The sequence below is a fragment of the Micromonospora sp. NPDC005203 genome (assembly GCF_042872705.1).
GTDB lineage: Bacteria > Actinomycetota > Actinomycetes > Mycobacteriales > Micromonosporaceae > Micromonospora.
In genome coordinates this window covers 276,476-297,446 of the sequence record NZ_JBIAKV010000009.1, presented here as the reverse complement: position 1 = coordinate 297,446, position 20,971 = coordinate 276,476, and the positions used below count along the sequence as shown (strand labels likewise).

The 20,971-nt window shown below is 70.3% G+C and carries 19 protein-coding genes; 5 read left to right on the top strand and 14 right to left on the bottom strand.

Going from position 1 to position 20,971, the window contains the following annotated elements:
* Positions 1 to 156: 156 nt before the first annotated feature.
* Together ACFYPM_RS21465 and ACFYPM_RS21460 are read right to left on the bottom strand one after the other, a co-directional pair.
* Entirely contained in the window at positions 157 to 1,323 is a 1,167-nt protein-coding gene (locus tag ACFYPM_RS21465; RefSeq protein ID WP_387199646.1) for a hypothetical protein, read from the bottom strand.
* Positions 1,320 to 1,832 carry a SigE family RNA polymerase sigma factor gene (locus ACFYPM_RS21460; protein ID WP_387199643.1) on the bottom strand — a complete coding sequence of 171 codons (513 nt, stop codon included), beginning with the start codon at positions 1,830 to 1,832 and terminating at the stop codon, positions 1,320 to 1,322. The genes ACFYPM_RS21465 and ACFYPM_RS21460 overlap by 4 nt, the downstream gene beginning before the upstream one ends.
* Before the next feature lie 205 nt (positions 1,833 to 2,037).
* Between ACFYPM_RS21460 and ACFYPM_RS21455 the strand changes: the two genes are divergently transcribed.
* A complete protein-coding gene (locus tag ACFYPM_RS21455) occupies positions 2,038 to 2,967 on the top strand; it encodes a hypothetical protein (RefSeq protein ID WP_387199640.1) in 930 nt (309 codons plus the stop codon).
* Between the two features lie 64 nt (positions 2,968 to 3,031).
* Here the strand turns inward: ACFYPM_RS21455 and ACFYPM_RS21450 are convergent, their stop codons facing one another.
* The 6 genes from ACFYPM_RS21450 to ACFYPM_RS21425 all read right to left on the bottom strand — a co-directional run bounded on the left by ACFYPM_RS21450 (position 3,032) and on the right by ACFYPM_RS21425 (position 11,478).
* Entirely contained in the window at positions 3,032 to 4,759 is a 1,728-nt protein-coding gene (locus tag ACFYPM_RS21450; protein WP_387199637.1) for an IlvD/Edd family dehydratase, read from the bottom strand.
* Between the two features lie 41 nt (positions 4,760 to 4,800).
* A complete protein-coding gene (locus tag ACFYPM_RS21445; RefSeq protein WP_387199634.1) occupies positions 4,801 to 5,685 on the bottom strand; it encodes a carbohydrate ABC transporter permease in 885 nt (294 codons plus the stop codon).
* Complete coding sequence (locus ACFYPM_RS21440) at positions 5,685 to 6,626, bottom strand: carbohydrate ABC transporter permease (protein WP_387199631.1); 942 nt, start codon at positions 6,624 to 6,626, stop codon at positions 5,685 to 5,687. The genes ACFYPM_RS21445 and ACFYPM_RS21440 overlap by 1 nt, the downstream gene beginning before the upstream one ends.
* Positions 6,627 to 6,705: 79 nt before the next feature.
* Complete coding sequence (locus tag ACFYPM_RS21435) at positions 6,706 to 8,046, bottom strand: ABC transporter substrate-binding protein (RefSeq protein WP_387199628.1); 1,341 nt, start codon at positions 8,044 to 8,046, stop codon at positions 6,706 to 6,708.
* A gap of 102 nt (positions 8,047 to 8,148) precedes the next feature.
* On the bottom strand, positions 8,149 to 10,332 hold the full coding sequence (locus ACFYPM_RS21430; RefSeq protein WP_387199625.1) for an alpha/beta hydrolase: 2,184 nt from the start codon (positions 10,330 to 10,332) through the stop codon (positions 8,149 to 8,151).
* Between the two features lie 150 nt (positions 10,333 to 10,482).
* Positions 10,483 to 11,478 carry a LacI family DNA-binding transcriptional regulator gene (locus ACFYPM_RS21425; RefSeq protein ID WP_387199663.1) on the bottom strand — a complete coding sequence of 332 codons (996 nt, stop codon included), beginning with the start codon at positions 11,476 to 11,478 and terminating at the stop codon, positions 10,483 to 10,485.
* A gap of 699 nt (positions 11,479 to 12,177) precedes the next feature.
* Between ACFYPM_RS21425 and ACFYPM_RS21420 the strand changes: the two genes are divergently transcribed.
* Positions 12,178 to 13,701 carry an alpha-N-arabinofuranosidase gene (locus ACFYPM_RS21420; RefSeq protein WP_387199622.1) on the top strand — a complete coding sequence of 508 codons (1,524 nt, stop codon included), beginning with the start codon at positions 12,178 to 12,180 and terminating at the stop codon, positions 13,699 to 13,701.
* A gap of 70 nt (positions 13,702 to 13,771) precedes the next feature.
* Here the strand turns inward: ACFYPM_RS21420 and ACFYPM_RS21415 are convergent, their stop codons facing one another.
* Positions 13,772 to 15,292: an aldehyde dehydrogenase family protein gene (locus ACFYPM_RS21415; RefSeq protein ID WP_387199660.1), complete on the bottom strand. Its 1,521-nt coding sequence runs from the start codon at positions 15,290 to 15,292 to the stop codon at positions 13,772 to 13,774.
* 2 nt (positions 15,293 to 15,294) lie between these two features.
* Positions 15,295 to 16,506, bottom strand: coding sequence for a fumarylacetoacetate hydrolase family protein (locus ACFYPM_RS21410; RefSeq protein ID WP_387199619.1), 1,212 nt, complete (start codon positions 16,504 to 16,506; stop codon positions 15,295 to 15,297).
* A gap of 79 nt (positions 16,507 to 16,585) precedes the next feature.
* On the opposite strand from ACFYPM_RS21410, the gene ACFYPM_RS21405 reads away from it, so the two are divergent.
* Together ACFYPM_RS21405 and ACFYPM_RS21400 are read left to right on the top strand one after the other, a co-directional pair.
* Positions 16,586 to 17,455, top strand: a complete 870-nt coding sequence (locus ACFYPM_RS21405; protein ID WP_387199616.1) for an IclR family transcriptional regulator — start codon at positions 16,586 to 16,588, stop codon at positions 17,453 to 17,455.
* 43 nt (positions 17,456 to 17,498) lie between these two features.
* Positions 17,499 to 18,092 (top strand): hypothetical protein, encoded by a 594-nt coding sequence (locus tag ACFYPM_RS21400; RefSeq protein WP_387199613.1) that lies wholly within the window; start codon positions 17,499 to 17,501, stop codon positions 18,090 to 18,092.
* Between the two features lie 45 nt (positions 18,093 to 18,137).
* On the opposite strand, the gene ACFYPM_RS21395 is transcribed toward ACFYPM_RS21400, so the two are convergent.
* Positions 18,138 to 18,356, bottom strand: coding sequence for a hypothetical protein (locus ACFYPM_RS21395; protein WP_387199610.1), 219 nt, complete (start codon positions 18,354 to 18,356; stop codon positions 18,138 to 18,140).
* Positions 18,357 to 18,432: 76 nt separating this feature from the next.
* Entirely contained in the window at positions 18,433 to 18,729 is a 297-nt protein-coding gene (locus ACFYPM_RS21390; RefSeq protein WP_387199607.1) for a chorismate mutase, read from the bottom strand.
* An 89-nt stretch (positions 18,730 to 18,818) separates the two neighbouring features.
* On the opposite strand from ACFYPM_RS21390, the gene ACFYPM_RS21385 reads away from it, so the two are divergent.
* Positions 18,819 to 19,421, top strand: coding sequence for a class I SAM-dependent DNA methyltransferase (locus ACFYPM_RS21385; protein WP_387199605.1), 603 nt, complete (start codon positions 18,819 to 18,821; stop codon positions 19,419 to 19,421).
* Positions 19,422 to 19,460: 39 nt separating this feature from the next.
* On the opposite strand, the gene ACFYPM_RS21380 is transcribed toward ACFYPM_RS21385, so the two are convergent.
* Together ACFYPM_RS21380 and wrbA are read right to left on the bottom strand one after the other, a co-directional pair.
* A complete protein-coding gene (locus tag ACFYPM_RS21380; RefSeq protein ID WP_387199602.1) occupies positions 19,461 to 20,189 on the bottom strand; it encodes a tetratricopeptide repeat protein in 729 nt (242 codons plus the stop codon).
* 160 nt (positions 20,190 to 20,349) lie between these two features.
* Complete coding sequence (wrbA, locus tag ACFYPM_RS21375) at positions 20,350 to 20,949, bottom strand: NAD(P)H:quinone oxidoreductase (RefSeq protein ID WP_387199599.1); 600 nt, start codon at positions 20,947 to 20,949, stop codon at positions 20,350 to 20,352.
* Positions 20,950 to 20,971 lie beyond the last annotated feature (22 nt).

The window sequence follows — 20,971 nt, the reverse complement described above, 5'->3', positions numbered from 1 at the left end:
GAGCCCCCCGTGGGGCGGGAGGGCCCCGGCCCCCCCGCCCTGTCGACTCGGGGCCGGGGGGGGGGGGCCCCCCCCACCGCCCCCGGGGGGGGGGGGCGGGGGGGGGGGGCCGCGGCCCCGACCCGGCGTTCGTGGGGCGGGTCGGCGGCGCCGACCTCAGGTGCAGCGCCACACCAGCGGCCGGTGCTCCTCTTTCTCGTAGAGGGCACCGACCACGGTCCGGCCGTCGTCGCTGATCCCGCTGGCCGTGTACGTGCCCGCCTCGGTCGACCGGACCTCGGGCCGGCCCGGCAACCGACGGGACGTGCCGTCCACTGCGACGATCATCGGCGCGCCGTCGTCGACCAGCAGGTCGCCGTTGCCGGCGATCCCGCTCGCGGACGGGTACGGCAGCAGGCCCGCCGCCCCGGTCGTCAGGTCCCACCGCACCGGCAGCATCTGCACGGCCCCGCCCCGCGCGGGACCGGGGACCCTGCCGACCGCCCAGTTGCCGTGCGCCGACTCGACCGAGGCGTGCGGGTAGCCGTCCGGCACCGCCAACTCGGCCCCGGTGCCCTGGGGCGTCCACCGGTAGGGCAGGTCGCCCATCGTGCCGACGACAGTGCCGTCCTCGGTGATCCCGGTCGCCGCGGACCCCGCTCCGCCGAGGAACCGGTACTGCTGCGGGCGGTGCACGGACCACAGCACGGCACGGGATGTGTCGTCGGCCTTCCGGGCGGTGCCGGCGATGTCACCCCGACCGTTGACCGCGTAGATCAGGACCGCGTCGTAGCCGGGCGGGGTGGTCAGGGAACGCAGGGTCCCACCCCGGTAGACCCAGCCGGTGCCGTCGCCGTTGGTGCCGACCACGTACCCGCCGGCGTTGACCGCGGCGCCGTGCCGGGCGGCGGCCGGCAGGACCGTCGCCCGGCCGTCGGTCCACAGCACGACCCGCCCGTCCTCGTTCCCGGTGCCGATGTCACCGACGATGTGCCGCCCGGTGGGATCGACACCGGTCGCCACCGCGACCGAACCACGGGTCGGCTGCGGCAGCAGGACCACCGCACAGGTGAGCGATCTGACCGGCGCGGTCGACACGGACGCGGTCGGCGACGCCGCGATGGCCGGTGGGACCGGGGCGGGTTCGTCGGCGACCCCGCCGACCTGGACGGCGCCCACCGCGCCGAGCCCCGCCAGCACCGTCACCGTGGCGATACCGCCGACCCGGCGGCGCCGGCGTCGACGCCGGCCGTCGCGGATCGCGCGGTCCACGTCCACGTGCGGCTCGGGGACCGGCGCCGATCGCAGCAGTGCGGCGATCCGCTGGTCGTCCAGCGTGGTCATGTCGAATTCCTTCCGGCCATCTCGGTGACGTCGAGCACCTGGCGGATCGCCGCCAGCGCCCGAGCCGTCTGCGACTTCACGTTGCCATCGGAGCAGCCCATCGCGGCGGCCGTGTCGGCGAGCGACAGGTCGCACAGGAACCGCAGGACCAGCACGGTGCGCTGGCCGCGGGGCAGGCGGGCGAGCGCGGCGACCAGGCTGTCCCGCTCGGCCACCTCGTCGTGCGGCAGGACCGGGCGCGCCGGCTCGGGCGTCGACCCCGACAACCGGACCTTCGACCAGCTCAACCGCTTCTCGTCGACGAGCTTGTGGACGAGCATCCGGTGCACGTACGCGTCGACGTTGTCGGCTCGGCTGACCTTGCGCCAGTGCACGTACAACGCCGTGATCGTCTGCTGCACCACGTCGTCGGCCAAATGGGCGTCGCCGCACATCAGGAACGCGGTCCGATGCAGGCTCGGCAGTCGCGCGGAGACGTACTCCACGAACTCCCGCTCGGCATCCATCATTGAGGCTCCCTCCTCTGCCCACTCGACGGGTCCGGACGACCGTCGGGTTGCGTCCGGGCCGAGGTTGAGCGGAGTGCCAGGTCAGCGCCGGTGACCGTAGCAGCGCGCGCGACCGTCGGTGTCCGGATCAGCTCCCTCCGGCGAGGGAGCACGCCTCCCCTGTCGGCGGGTCCGCCCGAGCCGGGGCAGCGGGAGGATCGGACGCATGACGACATCGATCGCCCGCGGGGCGGGCAACGGCCTGACGTACGCGGTGCTCGGCTGGGCCGTGGCATACGGGGGCGTGCGTCTGGCGTGGACCGTCGGCGAGGCCCCGGAGTTCCGGCAGTTCGGGTCGGACCTGGTGGGTTTCACCGGTTGGTGGTCGGTGGCGCTGTGTCTGGCCGCGGCTGTCCTGGCCGTTGCGCTGGACCGGGTGTCGACGTGGCGGCCGGTGCTCGCGGGGGTCGCCTGGGCGGTCACCGGGGCGCTGGTCGCGGCCGCCGCGATCCTGCTGCCGGAGCTCGTGGGTTTCCTGCTGTTCACGGTCAGCCCGCACTTCGACCCGACGGCGTTCGCCAGCCGGCTGGGTTGTGTGACCGGAGCGGCCCTGCTCGGCCTGGCCACCGCCCGCTATCAGCGGCGCACCCGTGGTGACTGCCCGCAGTGCTGTCGAACCGGGCGACCCGGTGCCCACCGCGTGGTCCCCGCGCGGTGGGCACGCTGGGCGGCGTACGTCGCGGTGGCCGGCCTCGTGACGCGCTTCGCGGCACAGGGCGCGGTGGGGTTCGACAGCCTCATCCAGAACCCCTCCGTGATCGGGCTGGAGGTCGGCCTGTTGCTGGCGGGAGTGCTGTTGCCGTTGGCGCTGGTCCACCACTGGGGTGAGGTCTGGCCGGGGTGGGTGCCGCTGCTCGCCGGCCGCCCGATCCCCCGTCTGGTGCTGCTGGTGCCCGGCTTCGGGCTCGGGGCGGGCATCGTGGCGTACTTCGGCATGGGGCTTGTGCAGTTGGTGTCCGGCTCGGTCAGCGAGTTCTCCGACACGTTCCTCTGGGTGGCGATGTCGGCGTACTGGGTCCTGGGGCTCGGGCTCCTCGCGGCGTCAAGCGACTACCACCTGCGTACCCGCCGGGCGTGCGGGGCCTGCGGGCGGTGACGGGAGCCCCAGCCACGCTGAGGCTCCCGCTCCGCGACCGGCCCGTGGTGGAGTTCGCGGGCGGTCAGTGCGAGTGCCGGGGTACGGCGCTGCCGCTGCCACCGACCAGAAAGTCGAGGTCCGCGCCCTGGTCGGCCTGGAGAACGTGCTCGCTGTACAGGCGGGTCCACCCCCGGTCGGCCGTCCGCGGTGGCGGTTGCCAGGCGGCGCGGCGTTGGGTGAGTGCCGCGTCGTCGACCAGCAGGTCCAGGCGCCGCGTCGGGACGTCGACGCGGACCAGGTCACCGGTGCGCACAAGCGCGAGCGGGCCACCCACGGCGGCCTCCGGGGCCACGTGCAGGACACAGGTGCCGTACCCGGTGCCGCTCATCCGGGCGTCGGAGATCCGCACCATGTCGGTGATGCCGGCGGCGAGCAGCCGTCGTGGCATGGGCACGTTGCCCACCTCCGGGAAGCCGGGATAGCCCCGGGGGCCGGCGTTGCGCACCACGATCACCGTGTCCGGGGTGACGTCGAGGTCCGGATCGTCGGCGGCGACGACGTAGTCCTCGATCCGGTCGAAGACGAGCGCCGGCCCGGTGTGTCGCAGGAGGTGCGCGGAGGCGGCGGAGACCTTCAGCACGGCCCCGGACGGCGCGAGCGACCCGCGCAGGACCACGGTGCCCGAGCCGGCGGGTTGGAACGGCTCGGCAAGGGTGCCGATGACCTGCCGGTTCCAGCACTGCACGCCGCTGATGTTGTCGGCGACGCTCTTGCCGCTGACGGTGACGTGCTCCATGTTGAGCAGGGCGGCGATCTCGTTCATCACCGCCGGCACGCCGCCCGCGTAGGCGAAGTCCTCCATCAGGTACGCCCCGGACGGCATCAGGTTGACGAGCATGGGCACCTCGGCGGTGAGGGTGTCGAAGTCCTCCAGGGACAGCGCGACGCCGAGGCGTCCGGCGATCGCCAGCAGGTGGACGACGGCGTTCGTGGAACCGCCGATCGCCGCGTTGACCCGGATGGCGTTCTCGAACGCCTCCCGGGTCAGCACCGTGGAAAGCCGCTGGTCCTGCGCGACCATGGCGACGATCCGGCGGCCGGCGGCCTGCGCGAGCGCGTACCTGCGCGAGTCGACCGCCGGGACGGCGGCCGCTCCCGGCAGTTGCACGCCCAGTGCCTCGGTCACGCAGGCCATCGTGGAGGCGGTGCCCATGGTCATGCAGTGGCCCCGGCTGCGGGACATGCCGACCTCGGCCTCGGAGCAGTCGGCCGCGGTCATCCGGCCGGCACGCTGCTCCTCGGTGAAGCGCCAGACGACGGTGCCCGACCCGATGTCCTGGCCCCGGAACTTGCCGTTCAGCATCGGTCCACCGGTGATCATCAGGGTGGGCAGGTCGACGCTCGCCGCGCCCATCAGCAGGCCGGGGGTGGTCTTGTCACAGCCGGAGAGCAGCACCACCCCGTCGAGCGGGTTGGCGCGGACCGACTCCTCCAACTCCATGGCCAGCAGATTGCGGTAGAGCATGGTCGTGGGTCGCATCAGGGGCTCGCCCAGGCTCATGGCGGGGAACTCCAGCGGCAGGCCGCCGCTCTCCCACACGCCTCGCTTCACCGATTCGGCCAGGTCGCGCAGGTGGGCGTTGCAGGGTGTCAGCTCCGACCAGGTGGTGGCGATGCCGATCACCGGGCGACCGTCGAAGACGTCGTCCGCGAAACCCTGGTTGCGCATCCAGGATCGGTGGATGAACCCGTTGCGGCCCTCCGCGCCGAACCACTGCCCGCTGCGCAGCGGACGATCCGTCGTCGACATCAGCACACCTCTCTGTCATCCGGCGATCAAGGGGGTGGCACCTACCGGAGGCCACCGACGGACAGCCCGCCACGCCAGTGCCGTTGCAGGCTGAAGAACGCGATGACCAGTGGGATCACCGACACGAGCGAGCCCAGGATGATGAGGCTCCACAGCGAGGTGCCCCCCGCGTTGTTCGCCGAGGCGATGCCCTGCCAGAGGCCGAGGCCGACGGTCACCGGAAAGAGCCGGTTGTCGGAGAGCATGGCCAGTGGCAGGAAGTAGTTGTTCCAGGACGCCACGGCGGACAGTAGGAGCACGGTGACCACCGCGGGGCGCATCAGCGGAAGGGCGATCTGGAGGAAGGTACGCACCTCGCCCGCGCCGTCGACACGTGCCGCGTCCAGCAGTTCGTCGGGCACGGCGTCGCGCGCGTAGACGTGCATCAGGTAGACGCCGAACGGATTGAGCAGCGACGGGAGGATCACCGCCCAGACCGTGTTGGTCAGGCCAAGCCGGGAGAACATGATGAAGGTCGGGATGACCAGGGCGGTGGCGGGCACCATCAGCGCGCCGAGCACGACGGCGAAGCTGAAGCGCCGAGCGGCGAACCGGTACTTGGCGAAGCCGTAGCCGGCCATCACCGACAGGACCGTGGCGCCGATTCCGCCGGCTATCGCGTACAACGTGGAGTTGAGGATCCACCGCAGGTAGATGCCACCGTCGTAGGTGAACAGCTGCCGGAGGTTGCCGACGTAGTCGATCTGGTCGGAGAACCACAGCGTGTTGCCCCCGCCGAACAACCCCGGTGCGTCCTTGGAGCTGTTGACGACGACCCACCAGAACGGTACGAGGAAGTAGATCACCATGAAGCCGAGAAGGATCTGCAGCGGCAGATAGCGTTGCGGCCGGCGGGGGCCTGCGCTGACGCTTGTGCGATTGGCCATCAGAGGAAGCTCCTCCGCTTGCGGGTGAAGAACAGGAATGCGTACACGCAGATGAACACGATGCCGCCGAGGGCGAACGAGATCGCCGACCCGTAGTTGAAGTTGGCGAGGGCGAACGCCTGCTGGTATGCGTACATGTTGGGGGTGAAGTCCGTCCCGATCGTGCCGGCGGCGAGATACCGCAGGATCTGCGGTTCGTTGAAGAACTGCAGGGTGCCGATGAGTGCGAAGACCAGGATGAGGATCAGCGCGGGCGCGATCAGTGGGATCTTGATCCGCAGCGCGACCTGCCACCGTCCGGCGCCGTCCATCCGGGCGGCCTCGTAGAGCGTCGGGTCGACTCCCTGCAACGCCGCGTACAGGATGATCATGTAGTAGCCGACCCACTGCCAGGTGACCACGTTCAGCAGGCCGTAGAAGATCAGGTTGCTGCCCAGGAAGTCGGGTGCCGTCGCCCCGAACAACCCGAAGATGTCGGTGAGCGGGCCGAAGCCCTTGCTGTAGAGGAACCCCCACATCACCGCGCCGATCACCGTGGGGATCGCGTACGGCAGGAAGATCATGAGGCGGGAGAAGCGCGCGAACAGGGACGTCACCGCGTCCAGGATGAGCGCCATCGCCAGTGCGATGACGATCTGCAGCGGGATGGCGACGAGGGAGAACCGGATGACGAACCACGCCCCGGACAGGAAGCTCGGGTCGGTGAACGCCTTCACGTAGTTGTCGAAGAGGACGAAGCTGGTGCCGCCGATCAGCTTCTTCTGGAAGAGACTGAGGTACAACGCGTAGCCCAGCGGCGCGATGAGGAACGCCAGGAAGACGACCGCGAACGGCCCGACGAAGAGCCACCCCATCAGGTGCTCGCGGAGGTGCACCTTGCCACGGGTCTTGCGCTTGTCGGTGCGGGTACGCGGTGTGCGCTGCTCGGTCAGGAGTGTCATCTGTGGTCTCCGGGACGTGGACGCTGCGGGATCGTGGGTGGGCCGGCCGTCGAGCGGCGGCGCGGCCCACCCATCGAAGTCACTGGACGGTGAAGCCCTGCTCCTTGGCGTACTTCGCCACGTCCTCCTGGATCCGGTCGGCGGCCTGCGCGCCGGTGGCGGAGCCCTTGATGATCTCGCTGATCTGCTTGGTCATCGCGTCGAGGTAGAACTGGCCGAACGGGGCGTAGGCGACGCCCTTGTAGGCGTTGGCGGCGGGGACGTAGACCTCCTTGTTCGCCTGCTGGCCGTCGAAGAACGCCACCTTCAGGTCGATGAACGCGGGATCGTTGAGCGCCGTCAGGTTGAGCGGGAAGATGATCTGGTTGGTCCAGCCGTCGGTCAGCGACTCCTTGTCGGCGTAGAGCCCGTAGGCGACCTTCGCCGCCAGCTCCGGCTTCTTCGCCTGCTTGGTCACCGAGAAGGCCGACCCGCCCCAGTTGACCTGCACCGGGTTGTTCGCATCCCACTGCGGCAGCGGCGCCACCGCGAACTTGCCGGTGTCCTGGCCCTTGCCGACACCCGCGCCGGTGAGATAGCCGGGTGCCCAGGCCGCCGAGATGTACGTCGCGTAGTTGCCGTTGATCACGCCGGAGATGTACTCCGGGGTGAACTGGTCCTGCGTCCCGACCAGGCCCTTCCTGGCGAGGCCACCCCAGTAGTCGAGCACGTCCTTGGACGGCTGGTCGTTGAGCTTCACGCCGATGGACTTCGGCTGCGCCGGGTCGAAGGTGAAGGGTGAGGCGCCCTTCTGGATCTGGAGCGCCATCAGGACCGCCGGAACGTTCGCGCCGAGGTCCCCGAACAGCGGGCCACCCGCGTCCTTCACCTTCTGCGCGGCCTGCTCGTACTCGGCCCAGGTCTTCGGTGGGGTGATCTTGTACTTGTCGAAGATGTCCTTGCGGTAGATCATGCCCATCGGGCCGCCGTCGACCGGGACCCCGTAGACCGCGTCGCCGACCGACACGTCCTTCCAGGCGCCCTCGCTGTAGTTGGCCTTGACCGCGTCGTAGCCGTACTTCTTGATGTCGACGAGCGCGCCCTGGATCTGGAAGGTCGGGATCCGGTCCGCCTCGACCATGATTACGTCGGGCGCGCCGGTGCCCGCCGAGATGGCCGTCTGGAACTTGTCGTACTCGTCGCCGCCCTGCCCGACGTTGGTCCAGCAGACCTGCACGTCGTCGTGCTGCTTGTTGAAGTTGTCGACGACGAGTTGGGTGTTGGGGTACCAGCCCCACATCGTCACGACCGGCACGTCCTTCTTGGTGATGGTGTTCGTGCAGTTGCTCGCGTCGCTTCCCCCCTCGTCGGAGGAACAGCCGACGAGCCCGGCCCCGGCCGCGAGCATGGTCACCGTGGCGAGTATTCGTATCGTCTTCATTGACGGTCTTCCTTTCGGGGATCGCGGTGCGACAGTTTCCTGCTCGGCGGGCGCCACCAGGGCAGGAAGGCCTGCCCCGGTGTCGCCGCCGTGGACGTGCTCCTAGCGCTTGAACAGGCGCGGCGCCAGGTCGACGAGGTTCTTCTGCCACACGTCCCAACCGTGCGGCCCGGGGGTCACCCCGTCGAACTCGTAGCGGATACCGAGGGTGTCCAGCGTGGTCAGCGACGCCATGAAGCTCGGGTACACGAAGTCGGTCCGGTCGCCGACGTACAGGCGCAGCATCTTCGTCCCGCTGTTGATCGCCTCGACGTCGACGCCGGTGCCGCTGCCGAACCCGGCCGAGAGCGCCGCGACGTAGGCGAACTCGCCCGGGTAGGCCCGCAGCACCCCCAGCGCCTGCCCCCCGCCCATCGACAGGCCGGCGAGGGCCTGCTGGGACGACTCGCTGGAGATGTGGTAGCGGGCGCGGGCCGTCGGCACGATGTTCTCCAACAACTCCCGGTTGAAGTTCGACGAGTTGCCGTTGCCCATCACGACGACCATGGGCGTGAGGTCACCGTCGAGGAACTGGTGGTCGAGGATCTGCTTGGCGCGTCCCATCTCGACCCAGTCGGTGTAGTTCTGGCCGCCGCCGTGCTGGAGGTAGAGGACGGGGTACGGCTGCGCCCGGCCCGGGTCGTACCCGGGTGGCGTCCACACCAGAGCCGTGCGGTCCTGGCCGGCCACCGTGCTGGGATAGGTCATGCTCTCGACCGTGCCGCCCCGCCCGGCGGGGACGTCCGTCAGCAGGCGGGCGCCCGGTCCGGGGATGAGGAAGGTGCTCCACGTCGGTTCCGTGGTCACCGCCGTCGGGTTCGAGGTGTCCTTGACCGCGACCCGGTCCACGATCAGCCGGTAGTAGTAGAACCAGGGCTTCAGCGGACCCACGGTCGCCCGCCACCGGTCACCGTCGCGGGTCAGCGGCACGCGCAACCAACTGCCGCCCGGCGCGATGTTCGCCCATACCGTGACGTGCTGAGCGTCTGTGAAGTCCGTGGTCGTCTCGAACGTGACGAAACCGTCCTCGGTGACGAACGGCGTCGGGGTGGTGCCGGCCGGCGGCGGAGCGAACTCCCCCCGCAGCGGCCGGTGACCGGGGCTCGGACCGTGGTCCGACACGTGCCGAAACAGTCGCGGCGCGAAGTCGACGAGGTTCTCCTGCCAGGTGGTCCAGTTCGCGCCGCCGGCCGGGTTGACCCCGTCGACCTCGAACCTGACATCGGCCCGGTCCAACGCCTTCATCAGTCGATAGGTGGGGTTGTGCGCGGGATCCGTCTGGTTTCCCGTGTAGAGCCGCAGCACCTTCACGGTGCGGTTGACCGTTCTGGCGTCCTTCCGGTCGACCTGCGGGACCGACCGACCCGAGAACCAGCCCACGTAGCCGAACTGACCCGGCTTGGCCAACGCGGTCTCGACCGCCGCCGTCGCGCCGTCGGACACACCCGCGATCGCCTGGTGCGCCGGATCACGCAGGACCCGGTAGCTGTCGGCGACCGCCTTCCGGAGGTCCTTCAGCTCCCTGCCGTCCGCGCCGTTGGCGTCGTTTATCACGACCACCATCGGCCTGATGGCGCCGGCCGCCGAGAGGTTGTCGAGGATCTGCTTGGATCGGCCGAGGTCGAGCCAGTCGCTGGCCTTCGCGGCATCGCCGGACTGCAGGTAGAGCACCGGGTAATCCTTCGGGCCCTTGGCCGCGTACCCCGGTGGTGTCCACACCAGGGCCGACCGCTGCCCGCTCCTGGTGCGGTAGTTAAGGGTCTCGACCGTGCCGCCGGTGCCCGTCGGTGCGTCTGCCAACCAGCGCGCCGAGTCACCGGGGACGAGGAAGGTGCTCAGGAGCGGATTGGACGCCACAGTCGTGCTGTTCGTCGGATCCTTGAGGCTCAAGGTGTCGTCGGCGGTGACCTGGTAGTGGTAGAGCCCCGGCGTGAGCGGGCCGATAATGCCCGACCACACGTCGCCGCGCCGGGTCAGCCCGAACTCCGCCCAGGCCGCGGAGGGGCCGAGGTTGCCCTCGACGACGACCTGCGAGACCGAGCCCAGGTGCTCCTGGACGTACGCGGCCGCGACGGTGAACGAGGCGTAGCGATCCGGGGAGACATCCAGCCACGGTGTCTCCGCCGCCGCGGCCGGTTGCGGCGCGAACAGGACGGCCGCGGCCGCCATGACTCCGGCGGTGAACACCGCCGAGAGTCGACGCACGCCCGACCGGCGTACGCGCCAGTGCTTCGTTGCGGTTGTCACGCTCCACTCCTCTCCTGCGCCGGCAGCGGACGCGACCCGCCGGGCCGGCTCAACTCATCGGCGAAGCTCGCCGTGGGTCTGCGCGTGCACACCTCCTTCGCGGTTCTGCCCGGGCGTACCTGACGGATCGCCCGCGGCGGCGGACACGGGTCACGGTCGTGTCGCACCTCGTGGTGGCGCGCTCGAACCGCGGACGACGAGGTCTGTCGGCAGCACTACCTGGCGCGGCCCCTCCCACTCGCCGGTCACCAGCGACTTCAACATGCGCGCGGCCTCGTAGCCGAGTTGGTACATCGACTGGTCCACAGTGGTCAGACCCGGCAGTGTCAACGCCGACTCCGGGATGTTGTCGAACCCGACGACGGACAGGTCCCCGGGGACCGCGAGCCCCAGCTCCGCGGCGGCCTCCAGCACCTTCAGGGCCATCCCGTCGCTCGCCGCGAAGATCGCCGTCGGCGGGTCCGCCCGTTGCAACAGCGCGCGTGCCAACGGCGTCGCCGACTCGGGGTTGAAGTCTCCTTCGCCGATCAGCGTCGGGTCGACCGGGATGCCGGCGTCGGCGAGCGCCGCCCGGTAGCCCTCCTCCCGCGACCACGCCGCCGCCAGGCTGGCGCGGCCCGCGATGAACCCGATGCGCCGGTGGCCCAGGCCCAGCAGGTGCTCGACCGCCGTGGTGGCGCCCGCGAGGTTGTCGGCCGTCACCGAATGCGCCGTCGAGCCGCGCACCGGGTCGATGGCCACGATCGGTGTCCGGCTCTGCACCTCACCCCAGGGTGTGACGACGATGCACCCGTCGGTGAGGGTGCCCGACAGGCGGGCGACGTGCCGCTTCTCCCAGCCCTCCGAATACGACCCGTAGAGGTCGCTGTTGGCGTAGATGATCAGATCGAAGCCCGAGCGGCTCAGCGCCTTCATCGCTCCCTTGAGCACCTCGGCCGTGTACGACTGGAAGCTGTGTGTCACGAGGCCCAGGACGTTGGTGCGGCTGCGCCGGAGGCTCGTGGCCACCAGACTCGACTCGTAGCCGAGCTGGTCGATGGCCGAGCGGACCTGAGCAATGGTGCGGGCACTGACGCCGTAGTGTCCGTTGACCACGCGCGAGACGGTGGCGGTGGAAACGCCGGCAACCCGCGCGACATCACTCATTGTGGCCGGCGCATTGACCTCAATCATGCCGCTCCCTCTGGACTGCAATCGTTATCGGTTACGTTTCCAGGGTGTTGCCAACGTAACCGACAGGGGTTACGAGCACAAGACCTGCGCGCCTCCCGAGACGCCTGGCAGATCGTCCTGCCAGGACAGTCGGGCAGCCTTGGCGAGTCAGCGGGACGGCCACGGAATTGTGAACGGAGGCCGCTCTCGGCGCGGACGGGAAGTGCGAGTTTCCGCGGTTGCGCAGACCGAAAGAACGGGGCGCAAGGCCGCCAACATTCCATTCCCCACCGGAGCAGGGAATTGCGGTCGCCAATAACGGGTCCGGTGCGACGCACCCGCGCGCCACGTTCGGCCGGGCGGCGTCCGCCCGGCTCGCCCACATTGACCGCAGGCAACTGTTCCCTACCGTAAACGTAATCGGTAACGTTTACATAGATCGAGAACGTAGTCCACCGCCTTCGCGGTGTCCAGACCGCACACGGACCCCACCACCCTCGGTCCCGCGCCCCGGCAGCGCTCTCGGCGTCGGGACCTCGCACGAAGGGAGCCCGTCCTGAACCCCCACCTCGACATGGCGCCGATGCACCTGACCGGCGCCGGATGCCCACTCCCCCACCGCTGCCGGATGCCCGCCCGACCCCAGCCGGACCGGCTGGCCGGGATCGGGCCGGCGGTCACCGGGGAGGCGTCGTGAACACCGCCCGCCTGAGCCTGGACCCGCGTCGGCGCGTGGCGCCGGTGCCGCGCCGGCTCTTCGGCTCGTTCGTGGAACACCTGGGTCGCTGTGTCTACACCGGCATCTACGAGCCGGGGCACCCGACGGCCGACGCCGACGGCTTCCGGCGCGACGTGCTGGCGCTCGTCCGGGAGCTGGGCGTCACGGCGATCCGCTACCCGGGTGGCAACTTCGTCTCCTCCTACCGGTGGGAGGACGGGGTCGGGCCGGTCGACAGTCGACCGGTCCGACTCGACCTCGCCTGGCACAGCCTGGAGACCAACGCCTTCGGGCTCGACGAGTTCATGCGCTGGCTCGGCCAGGCCGACCTCGAACCGATCCTGGCGGTCAACCTCGGCACCCGCGGCACCGCCGAGGCGGTCGACCTACTCGAGTACGCCAATCACCGCGGCGGCAGCCACCTCGCCAACCAGCGGCGCGCCAACGGCACGGCCGACCCGTACCGCATCCGGCTGTGGTGCCTGGGCAACGAAATGGACGGCCCGTGGCAGGTGGGCCAGCGCAGCGCAACCGAGTACGGCCGCCTCGCGGCGCAGACCGCGAAGGCCATGCGCCGCTTCGACCCCGAACTCGAACTCGTGGCCTGCGGCTCGTCGCACCTCGGCATGCCCACGTTCGGCAGCTGGGAACGCGACGTGCTCACCGAGGCGTACGACGACGTCGACCTGATCTCGCTGCACGCCTACTACCAGCCGGTCGACGACGACCTGCCCAGCTTCCTCGCCTCCGGCGAGGAGATGGACAGATACATCGACGCCGTCACCGCCATCGCCGACTCGGTCGGGGCGATCCGCCGGTCGACCAAGAAGATCATGATCGCGTTCGACGAGTGGAACGTCTGGTACCAGTCCGCCACCCCGTCGACCCCGCCGAGCGGTGACGACTGGCCGGTCGCGCCGCGGCTGTTGGAGGATCACTACAGCGTGGCCGATGCCGTCGTCGTCGGTGGCCTGCTGATCAGCCTGCTCCGCCACAGCGACCGGGTGACGGCGGCGTGCCAGGCCCAACTGGTGAACGTCATCGCACCGATCATGACCGAGCCCGGCGGCTCGGCCTGGCGGCAGACCATCTTCCACCCCTTCGCCCGAACCGCCCGGCACGCCCGGGGAGCGGTGCTCGACGTGCTCCGCGACGGCAGCACGACGACCACCGACCGCTACGGTGAGGTGGCCGCGGTCGACGCGGTCTCCACCTGGGACGACGACAGCGGCGAGATCAGCGTGTTCCTCGTCAACCGCGTCACCGACACCCCGGCCGAGGTGACCGTCGACGTCAGCGGCGCCCACCTGACCGGGATCATCGAGTGCGTCACCGTCGGCGGCACCGACCTGGCCGCCAAGAACACCGCCGACGGTCCGGACCACGGCGCACCGCGACCCAACGACACCGCGCGACAGGCCGATGCCGCCGTTCGGCTGACGCTTCCGCCCGCGTCCTGGACCATGCTGCGGATGCGGGCCACGCAAGCGACCCCGTGACCGGTTGAGCGGGAAACACCCCGGCCGCCGCTCCTGTCACCAGGGGCCGCGGCCGGGCTTCTCGGTATGTCTACCGGCGCGCCTCCACCGCGGGCTCCAACCTCCCGTCGACCCGCCGGGGAATGGTGGTGCAACCGTCCTGTAGTTCCTCGGGAAGGATCCAGGCCGGGGCGTCCTGCCAGGCCAGCGGGCGCAGGAAGCGCCGGATCGAGGTGGCGCCGACGGAGGTGTGCACGGTGTTTGTCGAGGGCCAGGGTCCACCGTGGTGCTGGCCCCACGAGACCCGGACGCCGGTGGGGTAGCCGTCGAAGACGATGCGGCCGGACCGGCCGGCGAACAGCTCAACCAGCCGGCGTACCACACCGGCGTCGTCGTCCGGCGCACTGTGGAGCGAGCCGGTCAGCGACGGTGGGACGGTCGCCAGCGCCGCGTCCAACTCGGAAACGTCGTCGTAGCGCACCACGACCAGGAGCGGGCCGAAGCACTCGTCGGTGATCTCGGCGGTGAGGCCCGGCAGATCGACCTCCAGGAGCGTCGGCGCGACGCGGAAACCCGCGTCGGCGTCGATCCGCGGCCGCGCCGCGACCCGAGCGCCGGCCCGCTCGAACGTCGACGCCTGCTGCTCGTACGCGGCCCGGATGCGGTCGTTCAGCAGGACCGCACCACCGGTGGCGGCGACCCTCTCCCGCAGCGCGTCGACCAGGCGCGCACCGCCCGGATCGGACGGGACGAACGCCAGCCCCGGCTTCGTGCACAGCTGACCGCCGGAGTTGGTGAAGGAGGCGAACAGTCCCTCGGCGATCTGCTCGCCCCGGTCGGCGGCCGCGCCGGGCAGGACGACGATCGGGTTCACGCTGCTCAGCTCGGCGTAGAGGGGAATGGGGTCGGGTCGCTCGTCGATGGCCGCCTGGATGGCACGGGCGGCGCCGATTGAGCCCGTCAACGCGGCCGCGCGGATCGCGGGGTGGCGTACCAGCGAGCGGCCGGCCTGCTCGCCGTACACGGTCGTGATCACGCCGTCGGGTCTGCCCAGGTCGCGGGCGGCCGCCGCGATGGCCTCGGCCGAGGCGTGTGAGGTCAACGGGTGCGACGGGTGGGCCTTCAGGACGGTGGGACAGCCGGCGGCGAGCGCTGCGGCGGTGTCACCTCCCGCGACCGAGAAGGCGAACGGGAAGTTGCTGGCGCCGAAGACGGCCACCGGACCGAGGGGTACGAGCATCCGCCGCAGGTCCGGGCCGCGTCCGAGCGGTGTGTCGGCGGCGTGGTCGATGGCGGCCTCGACGTAGCCTCCGTCGCGCAGCACGTCACCGAACATCTGGAACTGGATCGCCGCCCGGGTGAGCTCCTGGTCGAGTCGCGCGTGACTCAGACCGGTCTCCGCCTCCGCCGTCGCGACCAGTTCCCCGCGACGGGCCTCCAGAGCTGCGGCGATCGCGTCCAGCAGGTCCGCTCGGCCGAGTCTGCCCAGGCCGGACAGCCACTGCGTCGCCTCAGACGCCTGGCTGGCGATCGCCGCCAGCCGCGGCTCGTCGGTCTCGCTGAGATCCGTCCCGCGAGTTCGGCCGTCGCGTGGGTCGACGGTGCTGACCATGTTCACAGCAGTCCTCTCCTTACCAGATTTCCCATCAGATCCCGGACGCCGAACTGCCAGGGCGCACACTCCTGGGCGTGCCGCACCCGGTTGACCAGGGTGCCCAGAGCCGGGCAGCCGATCCGTACCACATCGTCGATCTTGTGGGTGAAGCCCCCGCCGGGGCGGTCCCGGTCCTGGGTGGGCGCGAACATCGTGCCGAGCATCAGGGCGGCGCCGTCGGGGTAGCGGTGGTGCGGGCCGATCAACTGCCGCACCAACTCCGCCGGGTCGCGCGACATCCGCGTCATCTCCGACACCGCCTCCAGGTGGAAGCCGTCCACGCCCTCGATGTCCAGGCTCACCTCGAGCTCGCGCACCCGTTTCAGGTCGAACTGATCGTCGAACAGGCGGATCAGCGGGCCGAGGGCGCACGAGGCGTTGTTGTCCTTCGCCAGGGGAAGCAGCAGCGCCGAGCGGCCCTCGACGTCCCGCAGGTTGACGTCGTTGCCGAGGGTGGCGCCCACGACCCGACCGCTGGACTGGATAATCAGGGTGACCTCGGGTTCCGGGTTGTTCCAAGTCGACCTGGCGAGCACCCCCACCGGGACGGCGGTGCCGACGGCGGAGAGGACCTGCCCCTTGGTGAAGATCTCGGCGTCCGGCCCGATCCCCACCTCCAGGTACTGACTCCAGATGCCCTCGGCGACCAGCAGGCTCTTGAGCCGGTCGGCCTCGGCCGAGCCCGGGGTCAGGCTGTGCAGGTCGGCACCGATGTCGGCGAGCATCCGCTGCCGGATGTCTGCCGCGAGCGCCAGGTCTCCGCGGGCTCGTTCCTCGATGACGCGTTCGACAAGCGAGACGGCGAAGGTCACGCCGGCGGCCTTGAGCGCCTGAAGGTCGACCGGGGCGAGCAACCAGGGCCGGGTGTGGTCGCGGGTCACGGCCGCCGTGTTGGCGAGTATCTCGCCGAACTCACCCAGCCGCGGCCCGTCGAGCCCGGCCACCGTCGCGGCGGGGTCGGGCAGCTCGCAGATGTCCCGGACGGTGGGGAACCGCTGACTGAGGTCCACGACCTCACCGCCCCGGACGGTCACGGGTGACGGGCCGTCGCCGGCCGGATCCCAGACCCGGCCGATGAGGACGGCGCTGTCGACGTCGTCCGGCAGCGCCTCGGCGGCGGTCCCGAACCAGTCCGCGCCGTCGGGCTGTCGTCGGGGCTGGGGCACCGTCATGAGTCGCTCTCCAGTGGTACGAGTAGGAGACTTCGAGATCGAATTGCAACGATCGTAGCGCCATGTGCAACGGCATCCAATGACGATTGCGCATGGCACCGTCTACATTGCACATGACGCAACGCCCACGACGGCTCGTCGGCCATCGAAGGGAGGCACCGCCTTGGCGCAATCGATTCGCCGTGCGATCGACCTCATCCGTCGATCGGCGGAGCACCCGCTGTCGCTCACCGAGGCGGCGGACGTGCTCGGCGTGCACAAGTCCACGGCCCTGCGGATCCTGCAGACACTGGAATCCGCACGCTTCGTCCGCCGGACCGGCGCGGGCACCTACGTGCTCGGTAGCGGACTGATCGAGCTGTCCGAGCTTGCGCTCGGCTCGATGGACCTGCGTCAGTTCGCGGCCGCACATCTACGCGCACTCCAGCGCGAGACCAGCCACACCGTGCACCTGGCACAGCTGACCGGCGATGAGATCATCTACATCGACAAGGTCGACAGTCCGGCGTTCGATGCCGTCAAGCTGCCATCACGGGTGGGGCGGGCCGTGTCGATCTACGCGAGCGCCGTCGGCAAGACGATCCTGGCGTACCTGCCGGCCGAGGAACGCGACCGCCTGCTCTCCCCCGTCGTCTTCGAGAGATTCACCGACACCACCTTCGCCCACCACGAGTCTCTCGAAGCCGAACTCGTGCGGATTCGCGAAAACGGCTGGGCCACGGACAACGGCGAGCACGACGCCTACGTGATGTGCGTCGCCGCGCCGATCAGGGATTCCCGGGGCCAGGTCATCGCCGCCGTCTCGATCACGGCGATCGAGGTCATCGCCAACCTCGACCAACTCAAGAGCAATCTGCCGCGCCTGCTGGAGACCGCGAGCCAGATCTCGTGCGAACTCGGCTACACACCTGAACCGCGCCGATCTTGCACTTCCTGTCGCCGATTTTAGCGGAAACGCACCCTGATGTCGGGGCAGAAAGTGCAAGATCGCGATGCGCGATCGGTTGTGGGCACTGCAGTACGGCCGCCGGGCCACCGACCTTTCGCTGGTGCGGTGGCTGGCCAGGCAGGAGGCCCAGTGTCGACGCGAGGCGCCGTTTCAGGGCCTGACTGACGAGACCGGACTGGCTGGCTTTCTGCTCGCAGAGCATCACCAGGTGGAGGACGTGTGGCTGCACTGGAAACTCAAGCGGGCCAACTTCGACACCTGGTGCGGCTACGACGGTGAGCACCTGTTCGCCGCCGGCGTGCCGGCCACCGTTACCTACGTGCGGGACAGCGGGCACGCCGAGCGGGACGACGTGCTGGCGTACCTGTTGGACCAGGACGGCCAGCCGCGCGTCTCCGAGGAGGGCCTGGCCGAGTGGTGGCGCGGGGAGCGATCGCGCTTCCCGGATGACCCGATCGCCGAGGACCCGCTCACCTGGATCGCACGCGCCAAACTGGTCGGTGATCAGGTGCTGGCACGCGAGTGGTTGGACCGGTGGGCGGCGGACCGGGTCAATGACCAGGATGCGGCGAGGCGCTACCGGCAACTCCGCGATGCCGAACAACGGCGCATCACCGTCGACCTGGGGCCGGCCTGACGCCTCGCGCTCTCGGGCGGGAGCCGGTGACACCGCCGTGGATCGTCACGCGGGGCCTCTTTCCCGCTGGCGCGCCCGGCCGAGGTCTGGTGACCGCTTGAGCAGGACGGCACCGCCGACGATGAAGATGATGCTGAGGACAATCCCGACGAGGTTGCCCTGGCTCAGGGTCGCAAAGATGCCCAGCAGGCCCAGGATGACCGCCACCCCGCCGACAAGTCGCATGAAGTAGCCGCCGACGGACTTGACTCGTTCATTCGCCATGGTGATTCTGTGCCCGACGGGCCGGCGCCACAAACACTGGTCGGCGTTGCCTGCACCAACCGTGCGGCCGGAGAGCTCAGTCGCCGCTGAGCCGATGGTGTTCGTCGGTCTCCATGTCGATGAAGGCCTGGATCATGCCGCGGTAGATCCGCTCGACCAGGTCCGGGTCCGCGCCGGCGTCGTCCGCCAGCGTGCGGACCCGGGCCACCACCTGTGCCACCCGGTCCGGTGCACGGACCGCCTGCTTGTCGCTCTTGAGCGGGGCCGCCCGCCGGACCAGGGCCTCCCGGCGGGCGAGCAGCCCGACGAGCACGGCGTCCAACTCGTCGATCTGGGCGCGGATGTCGGTGAGCGCCGACGCGGTGTCTGTCATGCCGGAGATCGTCGCACGATGGGGCCGGCTGCTCGGACCGTCGACATCCGAGCCCGCTCGCCGACGAGCGGGCTCGGATAGCTCCGGCGATGCGGAGCGAGACGGTCCGGCAGGCGTACGGGTCCATCGCAGGTCTCTACATCGACCTGTTCGGCACGACCCGAAAGATCAATCCCGAGGACCCGGCCTTCATCGGTCGACACCTGGCCGGTCAGCCCGGCCCGGTGCTCGACCTGGGCTGCGGCCCCGGCCACCTCAGCGGTCACCTTCGTTCGCTGGGCGTCGACGTCAGGGGGATCGACCTGGTCCCCGAGTTCATCGCCCACGCGCGGGCCGCCCACCCGGACGTGGAGTTCCACCTCGGGTCGTTCGAACGCCTCGACGTCGCCACCGGCTCCGTCGACGGCATCCTGGCCTGGTACTCGCTGATCCACCTGCCGCCGGAGGAGTTCGACGGCGTACTCGCTGAGTTCCGCCGGGCAATGGCCCCGGGCGCAAGGCTGGTGCTGGGGTTCTTCGACGCCGACGAGATCGGTCCCTTCGAGCACAAGGTGGTGACCGCCTACCGTTGGCCACCCGACGAGGTCTCCGAGCGACTCAGCCGGGCCGGCTTCCGGGAGGTCGAACGCGTACAGCGGCCCAGCGAAGGCGGTCAGCGGCCACACGCCGCCATCGCGGCGGTCGCGGAGTAGCGGCGGGCCGGGGCCGTCCGCACCGAGGTGTCGATCGCGTCAGTCGGCGTCCTCCACGAATGCCGCACGCGGCTCGAGATGCTGGCCCCGCGCGTACTCCGCGGCGAAGCCGGTCGCGCCGAGCGCCTCGACCGCAGCCGCCCGCACGGCGGCCAGGTCGGCCGCGTCATCGGGATCGGGCACCTGGCCCAGCGCCACGAACGCGGCGTCCGTGACGGCGACCAGTCGACCGGCCCGCGCGTGGTCGCCGTTGGCCGACGCGAGCGCGGCGCCCGCCAGGCAGACGTACGGGACGAACTCCGCCCAGCCCTCGCGGAAGACCCTCTCCCGACTCGCGGCGAACAACGCCCGCGCGGCGTCGAGGTTGCCGAGACCCAGCTCGCAGAACCCGAGGTTGTGGGTCTCCGAGTTGACGAGCTTGGGCTGGCTCAGAGCCTCGTTCAGCGCGATGCTCTCCCGGTAGAGCTGCCGAGCCCGGGTCAGGTCGCCGGACATCCGGGCCACCGCGGCCAGCACGTGGCGGGGCCGCTCCTCCAGACTCCGGTCGCCGGAGCGGAGGGCGACCGCGAGGGCTTCTTGGGCGCGCACCTCCCCGCCCGGGAGGTCACCTCCACGGATGGCGACCCGGGCGAGGCTGTACCGGGCCTCCACCTCGCCCGACGGATCGCCGGCCGCCCGTGCCCTGTCGATCTCGGCCTCGCTCATGCGCACCACCGCGTCGGTCTCGCCCCGGCGGAAAGCCGCGCGAACGTCGTCGCTGAAACCCACCTCTGTCGTCCCTCCCGCTCCCCCACGAATGATCACGTGGAGGGCCGCAGCCATCGCCCCCGTGGCGGTCGAGCAGGCCTGGGCCGGTTCCCACAGCCGGGAAACCGGCCCCAGGTCTGTCGCTCGTGTTCGCTCGGCCCGGTCGAGGCCTCGCGCGCGGTCAGGCGGCGAGCTTGCCGGCGATCCTGACCACCCGCTGAGCCAGGTGGTCGAGGGCGTTGAGCTGCGCGTCACCCAGCGGCGCGTCGTTGCTTGCGCCGGTGACGTGCGAGACGCCGTACGGGTTGCCGTCGGCGAACTTCACCGGGTCGGTGTAGCCGGGGGCGGCGACCAGGCCGCCGAAGTGGTGGATCGTGTTGTAGAGCGCCAGGAGCGTCGACTCCTGCCCACCGTGGGCGGTCATGGTTGCGGTGAAGCCGGCATACACCTTGTCGGCGAGCAGGCCCTGCCCCCACTGCGGGCCGAGGGTGTCGATGAACTGCTTGAGCTGGCTGGCGACGTTGCCGAACCGGGTGGGGGTGCCGAACAGCACCGCGTCGGCCCAGACCACGTCGTCGGCGGTCGCCTTCGCCTCGTTCTTGGTGGCGTCGAAGTGCTGGCTCCAGGCGGCGTTGGAGGCGATGGCCTCTTGCGGGGCAAGCTCCGGAACCTGGCGCAGCCGCACCTCGGCGCCGGCCTTCTCGCCGGCCTCGGCGAGCCGCTGGGCCATGGCGTGGATGGTGCCGGTCGAGGAGTAGTAGATGACGGCGAGCTTGGTCATCGGAGGGGTCCTTTCGTCGAAG

Bases quoted from the DNA above. Each gene is read 5' to 3' on its own strand.
- ACFYPM_RS21395 (WP_387199610.1), bottom strand. From the start codon at position 18,356: ATGGCGAATGAACGAGTCAAGTCCGTCGGCGGCTACTTCATGCGACTT.
- ACFYPM_RS21455 (WP_387199640.1), top strand. From the start codon at position 2,038: ATGACGACATCGATCGCCCGCGGGGCGGGCAACGGCCTGACGTACGCG.
- wrbA (WP_387199599.1), bottom strand. From the start codon at position 20,949: ATGACCAAGCTCGCCGTCATCTACTACTCCTCGACCGGCACCATCCAC.
- ACFYPM_RS21465 (WP_387199646.1), bottom strand. From the start codon at position 1,323: ATGACCACGCTGGACGACCAGCGGATCGCCGCACTGCTGCGATCGGCG.
- ACFYPM_RS21460 (WP_387199643.1), bottom strand. From the start codon at position 1,832: ATGATGGATGCCGAGCGGGAGTTCGTGGAGTACGTCTCCGCGCGACTG.
- ACFYPM_RS21410 (WP_387199619.1), bottom strand. From the start codon at position 16,506: ATGACGGTGCCCCAGCCCCGACGACAGCCCGACGGCGCGGACTGGTTC.
- ACFYPM_RS21445 (WP_387199634.1), bottom strand. From the start codon at position 5,685: ATGGCCAATCGCACAAGCGTCAGCGCAGGCCCCCGCCGGCCGCAACGC.
- ACFYPM_RS21440 (WP_387199631.1), bottom strand. From the start codon at position 6,626: ATGACACTCCTGACCGAGCAGCGCACACCGCGTACCCGCACCGACAAG.
- ACFYPM_RS21405 (WP_387199616.1), top strand. From the start codon at position 16,586: ATGACGATTGCGCATGGCACCGTCTACATTGCACATGACGCAACGCCC.
- ACFYPM_RS21390 (WP_387199607.1), bottom strand. From the start codon at position 18,729: ATGACAGACACCGCGTCGGCGCTCACCGACATCCGCGCCCAGATCGAC.
- ACFYPM_RS21425 (WP_387199663.1), bottom strand. From the start codon at position 11,478: ATGAGTGATGTCGCGCGGGTTGCCGGCGTTTCCACCGCCACCGTCTCG.
- ACFYPM_RS21400 (WP_387199613.1), top strand. From the start codon at position 17,499: ATGCGCGATCGGTTGTGGGCACTGCAGTACGGCCGCCGGGCCACCGAC.
- ACFYPM_RS21415 (WP_387199660.1), bottom strand. From the start codon at position 15,292: ATGGTCAGCACCGTCGACCCACGCGACGGCCGAACTCGCGGGACGGAT.
- ACFYPM_RS21385 (WP_387199605.1), top strand. From the start codon at position 18,819: ATGCGGAGCGAGACGGTCCGGCAGGCGTACGGGTCCATCGCAGGTCTC.
- ACFYPM_RS21450 (WP_387199637.1), bottom strand. From the start codon at position 4,759: ATGTCGACGACGGATCGTCCGCTGCGCAGCGGGCAGTGGTTCGGCGCG.
- ACFYPM_RS21435 (WP_387199628.1), bottom strand. From the start codon at position 8,046: ATGAAGACGATACGAATACTCGCCACGGTGACCATGCTCGCGGCCGGG.